At 68.1% G+C, this 11,772-nt stretch carries 12 protein-coding genes; all 12 read left to right on the top strand.

Features of this window, described 5'->3' with window-relative positions; genetic code table 11:
* Positions 1-17: 17 nt before the first annotated feature.
* The 12 genes from D620_RS16525 to gdhA all read left to right on the top strand — a co-directional run bounded on the left by D620_RS16525 (position 18) and on the right by gdhA (position 11,722).
* A complete protein-coding gene (locus D620_RS16525) occupies positions 18-773 on the top strand; it encodes a Crp/Fnr family transcriptional regulator (RefSeq protein ID WP_196795245.1) in 756 nt (251 codons plus the stop codon).
* A gap of 77 nt (positions 774-850) precedes the next feature.
* Complete coding sequence (ccoN, locus tag D620_RS0102675; RefSeq protein ID WP_026091901.1) at positions 851-2,515, top strand: cytochrome-c oxidase, cbb3-type subunit I; 1,665 nt, start codon at positions 851-853, stop codon at positions 2,513-2,515.
* 24 nt (positions 2,516-2,539) lie between these two features.
* Positions 2,540-3,304, top strand: a complete 765-nt coding sequence (gene ccoO, locus D620_RS0102670) for a cytochrome-c oxidase, cbb3-type subunit II (protein WP_017664242.1) — start codon at positions 2,540-2,542, stop codon at positions 3,302-3,304.
* Positions 3,301-3,462 (top strand): cbb3-type cytochrome c oxidase subunit 3, encoded by a 162-nt coding sequence (locus D620_RS0102665; protein WP_017664241.1) that lies wholly within the window; start codon positions 3,301-3,303, stop codon positions 3,460-3,462. Before ccoO ends, D620_RS0102665 begins: the two co-directional genes overlap by 4 nt.
* Positions 3,455-4,357 (top strand): cytochrome-c oxidase, cbb3-type subunit III, encoded by a 903-nt coding sequence (ccoP, locus tag D620_RS0102660; RefSeq protein WP_017664240.1) that lies wholly within the window; start codon positions 3,455-3,457, stop codon positions 4,355-4,357. The genes D620_RS0102665 and ccoP overlap by 8 nt, the downstream gene beginning before the upstream one ends.
* A gap of 140 nt (positions 4,358-4,497) precedes the next feature.
* Positions 4,498-5,937 (top strand): cytochrome c oxidase accessory protein CcoG, encoded by a 1,440-nt coding sequence (gene ccoG, locus D620_RS0102655; protein WP_033376035.1) that lies wholly within the window; start codon positions 4,498-4,500, stop codon positions 5,935-5,937.
* Positions 5,937-6,392 (top strand): FixH family protein, encoded by a 456-nt coding sequence (locus D620_RS0102650; protein WP_017664238.1) that lies wholly within the window; start codon positions 5,937-5,939, stop codon positions 6,390-6,392. The genes ccoG and D620_RS0102650 overlap by 1 nt, the downstream gene beginning before the upstream one ends.
* Entirely contained in the window at positions 6,389-8,515 is a 2,127-nt protein-coding gene (locus D620_RS0102645) for a heavy metal translocating P-type ATPase (protein WP_017664237.1), read from the top strand. The genes D620_RS0102650 and D620_RS0102645 overlap by 4 nt, the downstream gene beginning before the upstream one ends.
* Entirely contained in the window at positions 8,512-8,661 is a 150-nt protein-coding gene (gene ccoS / locus D620_RS0102640) for a cbb3-type cytochrome oxidase assembly protein CcoS (RefSeq protein WP_017664236.1), read from the top strand. Before D620_RS0102645 ends, ccoS begins: the two co-directional genes overlap by 4 nt.
* A complete protein-coding gene (locus D620_RS0102635) occupies positions 8,658-8,885 on the top strand; it encodes a hypothetical protein (protein ID WP_017664235.1) in 228 nt (75 codons plus the stop codon). The genes ccoS and D620_RS0102635 overlap by 4 nt, the downstream gene beginning before the upstream one ends.
* Before the next feature lie 44 nt (positions 8,886-8,929).
* The gene (locus D620_RS0102630; RefSeq protein ID WP_017664234.1) at positions 8,930-10,240 is read left to right on the top strand and encodes a radical SAM protein; all 1,311 of its coding nucleotides are present in this window, start codon (positions 8,930-8,932) and stop codon (positions 10,238-10,240) included.
* Between the two features lie 126 nt (positions 10,241-10,366).
* On the top strand, positions 10,367-11,722 hold the full coding sequence (gene gdhA, locus D620_RS0102625) for an NADP-specific glutamate dehydrogenase (RefSeq protein ID WP_017664233.1): 1,356 nt from the start codon (positions 10,367-10,369) through the stop codon (positions 11,720-11,722).
* Positions 11,723-11,772: the final 50 nt, after the last annotated feature.

Raw genomic sequence — 11,772 nt, 5'->3', positions numbered from 1 at the left:
CCATTGCGGCATCCATCATGGCGACACTCAGCCCCCCGCCCCGATCCTCTCCGGCTCCCGACCCGGGGCTTGCCGCATTCCGCGCCGCACTGCCGGCCGGAACGGGCGAGGGACGCGTGGCCGACGGTCTGTGCGCGCTCGGGCGGACCGCCGCGCTCGTCCGCGGCGAGGAGCTCGCGCCCGACCCCGGGTCCGACCGGCTGGTGTGGCTGGCAAGCGGCGCGGCCAAGCTCGTCGCGCGTCCGCCGGCCTCGAACCTGGCCGCGCCGCCCCCCGGCGGACAGGTGCTCGCCTTCCACTTTGCAGGCGATCTGGTCTCGGTGCTGCGCCAGAAGGATGGCGACTTCCGGCTGGTCGCGCTCACCGCGTGCGATCTGGTGATCTTCCCCTCGGACGCGTTCCTCGATGCAGCACAGGGCGATCCCGCCGTGCTGCGATCGGTGCTGACGCGCAGCCTTCAGGCGCTGCACCGCAGCCGCACGCGGATGATGCAGCTGGGCCACAAGTCGGCCGCGGCGCGGATTGCCGATTTCCTCGTCTCGATGGCCGAGCGGCTGGCCGGTTGCACCACCGGCACCTGCGCCTTCGCGCTGCCGATGAGCCGCCGCGACATCGGTGATTCGCTCGGCCTGACGATCGAGACCGTCAGTCGCCAGCTCACCGAGCTGCGCGAGGCCGGGCTGGTCGAGACCGAGGGCCGCTCCGGGGTATCGCTCACCGATGTCGGCGCGCTCGCGCGGATCGCGGGCCGCACCGGGGAGCCGAAAAACTGAACCATTTTTGATTTCGGTCAAACACACGAGGCAACCGGGCGCGGTAGGGATCGCTCCGACGGAAGGGATAAATCAACATGGAAACAGTCGTTAAGCGGCTGGGCGTGTGGGCGTGCGTCCTCATGGCCAGTATCGCTGCCATCGCGCTCACCCCTGACAAGGGCTTTGCGATCCACATGGGGATCGTCGGCCTTGTGGCGGTGATCCTGATTATCGCCACGGCCACCAGCTATGATCCGCTGGCGAGGGCACAGGGCATCTTCCGCATGCCCCCGGGCGCGGGCCGCTATGATGACGACCCGATCCGCTGGGGCGTGATCGCGACGATGTTCTGGGGTATCGCAGGGCTGCTTGCGGGCGTGTTCATCGCCGCGCAGATGGCCTTTCCCGAGCTCAATATCGAGCCCTGGCTCAACTTCGGCCGGCTGCGCCCGCTGCACACCAGCGCGGTGATCTTCGCCTTCGGCGGCAATGCGCTGCTCGCCACCAGCTTCTATGTCGTGCAGCGCACCTGCCGCACCACACTGGCGCTGCCGGGCGTCGCGCGCTTCGTGTTCTGGGGCTACCAGCTGTTCATCGTGCTGGCCGCGACCGGCTACCTGCTCGGCATCAGCCAGGGCAAGGAATATGCCGAGCCGGAATGGTATGTCGATCTGTGGCTGACCGTGGTGTGGCTGGCCTATCTCGCGGTGTTCGTCGGCACGATCCTCAACCGGCGCGAACCGCACATCTATGTCGCCAACTGGTTCTACCTCGCCTTCATCATCACCGTGGCGATGCTGCACGTGGTCAACAACCTGTCGCTGCCGGTCTCGCTGCTCGGCACCAAGAGCTACAGCGCCTTTGCCGGCGTGCAGGATGCGCTGACCCAGTGGTGGTATGGCCATAATGCGGTCGGCTTCTTCCTGACCGCCGGCTTCCTCGCGATGATGTATTACTTCGTGCCCAAGCAGGCCGGGCGGCCCGTCTATTCCTACCGCCTGTCGATCATCCACTTCTGGTCGCTGATCTTCCTCTACATCTGGGCCGGGCCCCACCACCTCCACTACACCGCGCTGCCCGACTGGGCCCAGACACTGGGCATGGTGTTTTCGGTGATGCTGTGGATGCCCAGCTGGGGCGGGATGATCAACGGGCTGATGACCCTGAACGGCGCGTGGGACAAGGTGCGCACCGATCCGATCATCCGCATGATGGTGCTGGCGCTCGCCTTCTACGGGATGAGCACCTTCGAGGGGCCGATGCTGTCGATCAAGGCCGTCAACTCGCTCTCTCACTACACCGACTGGACCATCGGCCATGTCCACTCCGGCGCGCTGGGGTGGAACGGGATGATCACCTTCGCCTGCATCTACTATCTCACCCCCCGCCTGTGGCAGCGCGAGCGGCTCTATTCGCTGCGCATGATCAACTGGCACTTCTGGCTCGCGACGCTGGGGATCGTGTTCTACGCCTCCTCGATGTGGGTGGCAGGGATCACCCAGGGGCTGATGTGGCGCGAATACGGCGCGGACGGCTACCTCGTGAACAGCTTCGTCGACACCGTCGCGGCGCTCCACCCGATGTATGTCCTGCGCATGGGCGGAGGCCTCATGTACCTCGCCGGCGCGCTCATCATGGTCTTCAACATCGCCATGACCATCGCCGGCCGTTCACGCGACGAGGCACCGCTGGGCGAGACCCGGCACGACGATGCCGCCGACCGGCCGCTGCCGCCCCTTACCGCCGAACCGGCCGAATGATCGTCAGACAGGGAGCCTGACACCATGAACACAACCACCACCGGAGCCTTCGAGGGCCACAAGAAGCTCGAACGCAACGTCACCCTTCTCGCCGCGCTGACATTGGGCGTGGTGACGATCGGCGGGATCGTCGAGATTGCCCCGCTGTTCTGGATCGACAACACCATCGAGAAGGTCGCCGGGATGCGGCCCTACACCCCATTGGAGCAGGCGGGTCGCGACATCTACATCCGCGAGGGCTGCTACGTCTGCCACAGCCAGATGATCCGGCCCTTCCGCGACGAGGTCGAACGCTACGGCCATTACAGCCTCGCCGCCGAGAGCATGTATGACCACCCCTTCCAGTGGGGCAGCAAGCGCACCGGGCCCGATCTGGCGCGGGTCGGGGGCAAGTATTCGGATGCCTGGCACGTCGAGCACCTCAAGGCCCCGCGCAGCGTGGTGCCCGAAAGCATCATGCCGAGCTACGCGTTCCTCGCCGAGACCGAACTGCGCGTGCCCGATGTGGCCGCGAACCTCGCCGCGCTACGCCAAGTGGGCGTGCCCTACTCCGATGCCGATCTTGCCAGGGCCGAGGCCGACCTCGAGGCGCAGGCCAATCCCCAGGCGCAAGCGGGCGATCTCGCGGCGCGCTATCCCAAGGCGCAGATCCGCGATTTCGACGGCGATCCGGCGCGCGTGACCGAGATGGATGCGCTGGTCGCCTATCTCCAGATGCTCGGCACGCTGGTCGATGTGAACAGTGCGGCCGCGCAGGAAGAGCTGACCAAGGCGGAGGCCGGGCGATGACCCTCTACACGCTCCTGCGCCACATGGCCGACAGCTACGGCCTCGCCGCGCTCCTCGCGCTCTATCTGATGCTGTGCCTGTGGCACTTGCGCCCGGGCGCGCGGCGCTTCGTGGCCGATGCCAAGCACTCGATCTTCAGGGATGACGACAATGACTAACAGGATTGACGAGCCCACCGGCACCGAATTCGTCGGCCATGAATGGGACGGGATCAAGGAACTCAACACCCCTCTCCCGCGCTGGTGGCTCTACACCTTCTACGCGACGATCCTGTTCGCGGCTGTCTACGTCGTGCTCTACCCCGCCTGGCCGCTGATCGACCGGGCGACGGCGGGCACGCTGGGCTGGTCGAGCAGGGGCGATCTTGCCGCCGAGCTGCGCGCCGCCGATGCCGCGCGGGCCGGGGTGGTGGCGAAGATCGCCGCAACCCCGATCGAAGCCCTGCCGTCCGATCCCGCGCTGATGCAGGCCGCGGTCGCAGGCGGGGCGGCGGCGTTCAAGGTCAACTGCGTCCAGTGCCACGGCGCGGGCGCGGCGGGATCGCCGGGCTACCCCAACCTCAACGATGACGACTGGATCTGGGGCGGCACTCTCACCGACATCGAATACACCCTCACCCACGGCATCCGCTGGGACAGCGCGGCCGAGACGCGCAGCAACTTCATGCCTGCCTTTCAGGGCAGCTTCGATGCCATGCAGGTGAGCGCGCTTGCCGGCCACGTGCTCTCGCTCTCGGGCAAGGCCAAGCCCAGTGCGGCCGGCGCGCAGATGTTCGCCGACAATTGCGCGGCCTGCCACGGCGCGGGCGGCGAGGGGCTGCCCGCGGTCGGCGGCCCGGCGCTCAACGATGCCATCTGGCTCTACGGCGGCAGCGCGGCCGAGATCGGCAAGCAGATCCTCGCCCCCCGCCACGGCGTGATGCCCGCATGGCAGGGGCGGCTCGATCCGGTGACGATCAAGATGCTCGCCGCCTATGTCCACGCCCGCGGCGGCGGGCAGGCTTCTGCGCCCGCCGCCGCCCAACCGGAAGCGGCGCAAGTCGCCGCCAAGTAGGACACCGCAAAATGGCGCAAGCCGACGAACTCGATCGCCCTGTTCCGGACGCGCAAAAGCCCAGGCGCGACTGGGCAGGCGCGCTCGGGGCCGAGGGGGCCAAGGCGCCCCCGCCTGCTCTCGAGGAGAGCGCGGGCTTGATGGGCGCGGGCCTCTACGAGGCCGGGCGCACGGTCCACAACAAGCGGATCGACGGCCCCTTCCGGCGCTTCAAGTGGGCGATCATGGCGATCACCCTCACGGTCTATTACGCCACCCCGTGGATCCGGTGGGACCGCGGGCCCTATGCCCCCGACCAGGCGGTGCTGGTCGATCTGGCGCACCGCCGCTTCTACATGTTCGACATCGAGATCTGGCCGCACGAATTCTACTTCGTGGCGGGCCTCCTCATCATGGCGGGGATCGGTCTGTTCCTCGTCACCTCCGCCGTGGGCCGCGCGTGGTGCGGCTATGCCTGCCCCCAGACGGTGTGGACCGATCTGTTCCAGCATGTCGACCGCTTCTTCGACGGCGACCGCAACGCCCGCGCGCGGCTCGACAAGGCGCCGTGGGGCGCGGCCAAGACCCTAAGGCGGCTCGCCAAATGGGCCGTCTACCTTGCCATCGCCTTCTGGACCGGTGGCGCGTGGATCATGTATTTCGCCGACGCGCCGACGCTGACCTACGATTTCTGGCACGGGACCGCCGATCCGATCGCCTATGCCTGCGTGGCGGTGCTGACCGGCACGACCTTCTGGCTTGGCGGGTTCATGCGCGAACAGGTGTGCATCTATATGTGCCCCTGGCCGCGCATCCAGGCCGCGATGCTCGACGAGAAGTCGCTGATCGTCACCTACAAGGACTGGCGCGGCGAACAGCGCGGCAGCGTCAAGAAGGCAGCCAAGAACCCCGACAAATACGGCGACTGCATCGATTGCCGGCTGTGCGTGGCGGTGTGTCCGACCGGGGTCGACATCCGCGATGGGCAGCAGATCGGCTGCATCACCTGCGGGCTGTGCATCGATGCCTGCGACCGGGTGATGAAGGAGACCGGCCGGGCGCGGGGCCTCATCGACTATGCAACGCTCGAACAATGCGATGCCGAACGCGCCGGCGCTCCGGCGAGCCCGGCATGGAAGGCCCTGCTGCGGCCGCGCGTGTTCATCTATTTCGGCGTCTGGGCGGCCATCGGCGCCGGCCTGCTGTTCGCGCTCGGCACCCGCACCCACACCGACCTCACCGTCGCCCCCGATCGCAATCCGCCGTTCATGCTCTTGAAGGACGGCTCGGTCAGGAACGCCTACACACTGCGCCTCAGGAACATGGAGGCCCGCCCGCGCACCATGGTGGTCTCGCTCGAAGGCCTGCCTGCCGGAGCGGTGATGTGGACCGAGGCGGTCCGCCTCGAGAACGCGGGCCCGACCCAGACCGTCACCGTCGCCGCCAACGCCACGAAGGTGCTGCGCGCCTATGTGATGCTGCCGCCGGGCATCCGTGGCGATGATGATGGCCTCGCCTTCGCCTTCCGCCTCACCAGCAGCGACGAACAGCACGAAAGCGACGTTGCTCCCACCACCTTCTCGATGCCGGAGGACGACTGATGGCCCGCGCAGGCAGCAGCTTCACCGGCAAGCACATGGCCGGCATCTTCGTCGGCGGCTTTGCCATCGTCATCGCGGTCAATATGCTGATGGCGAGCATCGCGGTCGGGAGCTTCCACGGCACGGTGGTCGACAATTCCTATGTCGCCAGCCAGAACTACAACGGCTGGCTCAAGCAGGCTGCCGCCTCCAAGGCCCTGGGCTGGCAGGCCGTGCCGCATCGCCGGGCCGATGGGCGGGTGGTGGTGGAGACGCTCGCCGTGCCGGCCGGCGCGCGCATCACCGGCACCGCCGAACACCCCCTGGGCACGCGCGCCGATACGCCGCTGACCTTCGCCCCTGCCGGGCAGGGCCGCTGGCTCTCCGACGAGACGCTGGCACCGGGCCGCTGGCGGTTACGCCTCGCGGTCCGCGCCGGGAATCAGGCCTGGGCGGGCGAGGCCGACCTCAGGTGAACGCGCCCTCCCCCCTCCTTGCCGGGCACACCCCGCTCGTCACCACGCGGCTGACCGTGCCGGGCATGAAATGCGCCGGCTGCATCGGCAAGATCGAGCGCGAGCTGGCCAAGACCCCCGGCATCGCCACCGCCCGCGCGAACCTTTCGGCCAAGCGCGTCGCGATCAGCCACGATCCGGGCCTTGATGAGGGGGCGCTCGCAGATGCCCTGCTCGCGCTCGGCTTCGAATCTCAGCCCGTGGCGGACAATCCCCTCGCCAGCGACGATGCCGAACGTCGCCGCCTGACCCGCGCCTTGGGGGTCGCGGGGTTCGGGATGATGAACATCATGCTGCTCTCGGTCAGCGTCTGGTCGGGCGCCGAGGGGGCGACGCGGGCGCTGTTCCACTGGCTTTCGGCCGCGATCGCCCTGCCGGTGGTCGCCTATGCCGGCCGCCCATTCTTTGCCAGCGCATGGATGGCCCTGAAGCACAGGCGCACCAACATGGACGTGCCGATCTCCATCGGCGTGATCCTGGCGACGTGCATGTCGCTTTACGAGACCGTGACCGGCGGGGCGCATGCCTTTTTCGATTCGGCGGTGATGCTGCTGTTCTTCCTCCTCGCCGGTCGCGCGCTCGATGCCGAGATGCGCACCCGCACCCGCGCCGGGATCGGCGCGCTGCTCGGGCGGATGGGCAAGAGCGCAAGCGTGATCGGCCCCGATGGCACCGCGCGGCGCGTCGCGGCCAGGGACCTTGCGCCCGGCATGCTGGTGCTGGTCGCGGCCGGCGAGGCGCTGGCGGCGGACGGCGAGGTGGTGGAGGGCCGCTCGGCGATCGACAATGCCATGCTCACCGGGGAAAGCGCGCCCGAACCGGTCACCCCCGGATCGCTGGTGTACGCGGGCGCGATCAACCTTGGCGCGGCATTGCGGGTGCGGCTCACCCGCGTGGCCGAGGACACTGCGCTGGCCGAGATCGCGCGGGCGATGGACGAGGCGGGGCAATCGCGCTCGGCCTATGTGCGGATCGCCGACCGCGCCTCGCAGGCATATGCGCCGGTGGTCCACGCGCTGGCGCTCGCCGCCTTTGCGGGGTGGATGATCGCAGGCGCGGGCTGGCACGCCTCGATCACCATCGCGATTGCCGTCCTCATCATCACCTGCCCCTGCGCGATGGGGCTGGCGGTGCCGGCCGCACAGGTCGTCGCCGCGGGCGCGCTGATGCGGCGGGGGCTGATGGTGAAGGACGGGAGCGCATTGGAGCGCCTTGCCGAATGCGATGTCGCGGTGCTCGACAAGACCGGCACGCTGACGCTCGGCACCCCGCGCGCCGATATCGCCGCGCTGGGTCCGGCGGCGCGCGCCATCGCGCTCGCGCTCGCCCAGACCAGCCGCCATCCGCTGAGCCGCGGCCTTGCCGCTGCGGCCCTGCGCGAGGGCGTCACCCCGGCCGAGGTTGCGGATATCCGAGAGACCGGCGGCACGGGCCTCGAAGGGCGCTGGCAGGGGGTGACGGTGGCGCTCGAAAAGCCCGATGGCGGCGGGGACGGCGCGCTCCTCGCCACGATGCTGCGGATCGGCGAGACCCGCCGGACGATCCCCTTCAGCGACCCGCTGCGCGCCGATGCCGCCGCGACCATCGCCGCGCTCGCGCGGGAGGGCCTGCCGGCCCGCATCCTCTCGGGCGACCGTGCCGCGCCGGTCGCGGCGATGGCCCGCGCGCTCGGCATCCCTGCCGAGGCCGAGGCCGATCCGCGCGGAAAACTCGCCGCACTCGAAGCCCTCAAGGCACGGGGGCACCGCCCGCTGATGGTCGGCGACGGGCTCAACGATGGCCCCGCGCTCGCCGCCGCCCACGCCTCGATCGCGCCCGGCACCGCCTCCGACGCCAGCCAGCAGGCCGCCGATGCCGTGTTCATCGGCGACAGCCTGATGCCGGTCGCGCTCGCAGTGCGGGTGGCCAGGGCAACGATGCGGATCGTGCGCCAGAATTTCGGCTTTTCGATTGTCTACAACGCGCTCGCCGTGCCGCTCGCGCTGACCGGACAGGTCACCCCGCTGGTCGCGGCCATCGCCATGTCGGCATCCTCGCTGGTGGTGATCGCCAATTCGTTGCGGCTGGCAGGAGCGACACGATGACCGGCCTTGCGCTCCTCATCCCCATTGCATTGGGCATGGGCCTGCTCGGCCTTTGCGCCTTCCTGTGGTCGATGCGCGCCGGGCAATATGACGACATGGACGGTGCCGCAGCCCGCATCCTCATCGACGAGGAGGACGCGCCATGAAGCTTCTCGCTCTCGGCCTTGGGGCGCTGCTGCCGGTGATGATCGGTCCGCTCCCCGCTGCGCCCGGCAAGACGCTGACGATGCACCTGTGTGGCGGCGGCGCAATCACCATTCCGGTCGGCGGCGGCACGCCCGCGCCCGACCGCGACTGCCACCCCAAGGGCTGCCACGCGGGCACCTGCCGGGCAAAGGACGAGGCAAAACATCCCAAACGGGCAAATTGATCTCGCGCAAAGACGGTCTGCGGCGGGAGCGCTTTAAGCGCCTCATGTGGACCTATCACCCAACGCTGCTCGCGACCCCCGTGCCGCGCTACACCAGCTACCCCACCGCGGCCGATTTCGGCCCGCTCGAGCCCGGCACCATCGAGCGCGCCGTCGCCTCGGCAGAGGGCGACATTTCGCTGTACCTGCATATCCCGTTCTGCGAGGCGATCTGCTTCTACTGCGGCTGCAACACCGCGGTTTCGGGCAAGCGCGCGCGGGTCGCAGCCTATCTGGCCGCGCTCCATCAGGAAATCGCCACGGTCGGCAGCCTGTTGCCGCAGGGCACGAAGGTGCGGCGCATCGCCTTTGGCGGAGGCAGCCCCAATGCGATCCTGACCGGCGAGTTCCTCGGCCTGGTCGATGCGCTCCACGCGCACCTGCCGCTCGCCGCGCCCGAATGGTCGATCGAGCTCGATCCGCGCAGCCTCACCGCCGAATGGAGCGGCGTGCTCGCCAGCGCCGGCATCACCCGGGCGAGCATGGGAGTGCAGACCTTCGCCGCGCACTGCCAGAAGGCGATCGGGCGCGAGCAATCGCTGACCATGATCTGCCGCAGCACCGACTGGCTGAGGAAGGGCGGCGTCACCTCGCTGAACTTCGACCTGATGTATGGCCTGCCCCACCAGAGCGAGGCCGATCTGGAAGACAGTCTCGAGATGACCCGCAAGCTGGGTGCGGACCGGATCGCGGTGTTCGGCTATGCCCACGTGCCCCACCTCGTGCCGCGCCAGACGATGATCCGCGAGGCCGATCTGCCGGGCGCTGCGGCGCGTTTCACGATGGCGGGCGAAGCGCACCGGATCCTCACCGCAGGCGGCTATCGGGCGATCGGCTTCGATCACTTCGCCCTGCCCCACGATTCCATGGCGCTCGCCGCGCGGGCCGGGCGGCTGCGGCGCAATTTCCAGGGCTTCACCGATGACCCCTCCGAGGTGCTGATCGGCATGGGGGCGAGCGCGATCAGCGGCTTTCCCGGGCTCCACGCCCAGAACGAGAAGCACACCGCCACCTATCGCCAGCTGAGCGAGGTCGGGCGGCTTTCGGCAAGCCACGGCATCGCCCGTTCGGCCGAGGACCAGCGGCGCGGCGCGCTCATCGAAGCGCTGCTGTGCCAGGGCGAAGCGGTGGTGCCCGATGACCTCCTCGCACAGGTTGCCGGCCGCCTTGCCGCCTTCACCGACGAGGGCCTTGCCCAGTTGCGCGGCAATCACCTCGCCATCCCGCCGCACGGCCTGCCCTATGCCCGCGTCATCGCCGCGCTGTTCGACGCCTACCGCGCCGCTACCCCGCGCACGTTCTCCTCGGCGATCTGAAAGCGCCCGCTTGCGATCACGCTTGCCATGGAAGTGCCATTATTTGAGAAGATGTATCTGCCGCAAATCGACAAGCGAGGCGCATCAGGGGCGCCTATAGTCGAATGCGAATGGGGGGAATACATCATGGCAGTTACCGATCACGTTGACCTCAACGGCTTCATGGAGGGCGTGAAGAAGCGCAATCCCTACCAGCCGGAATTCGTCCAGGCGGTCCAGGAAGTGGCCGAGGACATCTTTGAATTCATGCAGGATAAGGAGGAATACCACTCCCAGCAGATCCTGCGCCGCATCGCCGAGCCCGACCGCGTGGTGAGCTTCCGCGTGTGCTGGGAAGACGATGCCGGCAACATCCGCGTGCAGCGCGGCTGGCGCGTCCAGAACAACAACGCGATCGGCCCCTACAAGGGCGGGATCCGCTTCCACCCGAGCGTGACCGAATCGGTGCTGAAGTTCCTGGCCTTCGAACAGACCTTCAAGAACGCGCTGACGGGCCTGCCGATGGGCGGCGGCAAGGGCGGCTCGAACTTCAATCCCAAGGGCAAGAGCGTGCGCGAAATCATGCGCTTCTGCCAGTCCTTCATGACCGAGCTTTACCGCCACATCGGCGCCGACATCGACGTGCCGGCGGGCGACATCGGCGTGGGCGGGCGCGAGATCGGCTTCATGTTCGGCCAGTACAAGCGCATCACCAACAACTTCACCGGCGTCTTGACCGGCAAGGGCCTCGAATGGGGCGGCTCGCTGATCCGCACCGAGGCGACCGGCTATGGCGCGGTCTATTTCCTCGAGAACATGCTCGCCACCAAGGGCGAGAACCTCGAAGGCAAGACCGCCGTCATATCGGGCTCGGGCAACGTTGCGACCCATGCGGCGGAGAAGATCGTGCAGCTGGGCGGCAAGGTGCTGACCCTGTCGGATTCGGGCGGCTTCATCCATGATCCCGATGGCATCGATCAGGAAAAGATCTACTGGGTGAAGACCCACAAGACCCACCGCCGCGGGCGCATCGAAGAATATGTCGAGGCCTTCCCGAACGCGACCTTCCATGCCGGCAAGACTCCGTGGGGCGTGCCCTGCGACGTGGCCCTGCCCTGTGCGACCCAGAACGAACTGCTCGGCGAAGACGCGAAAACCCTCGTTGCCAACGGCTGCAAGGCAGTGTCGGAAGGCGCCAACATGCCGACCGATCTGGATGGCGTGCACACCTTCAAGCACGCCAAGATCCTCTATGCGCCGGGCAAGGCGAGCAACGCGGGCGGGGTTGCGGTTTCGGGCCTCGAGATGAGCCAGAACTCCGAGCGCCGTTCGTGGAAGGAGGAGGAACTCCAGCAGATGCTCAAGGACATCATGTCGGGCATCCACAATTCCTGCATCCAGTACGGCAACCAGGGCGGCGGCTACATCGACTATGTGAAGGGCGCGAATATCGCGGGCTTCAAGAAGGTCGCCGACGCGATGTTGGCCTTCGGCGTGGTGTAAGCCTGGAACCGGCCCGCCAAAAGGGCCCCGCACCCGGCCGGGTGCGGGGC

It is taken from the genome of Porphyrobacter sp. AAP82, from assembly GCF_000331285.1.
Classification (GTDB): domain Bacteria; phylum Pseudomonadota; class Alphaproteobacteria; order Sphingomonadales; family Sphingomonadaceae; genus Erythrobacter.
Note: the sequence above shows the minus strand (reverse complement) of the source record. Positions and strands in the feature narration are given on the sequence as shown.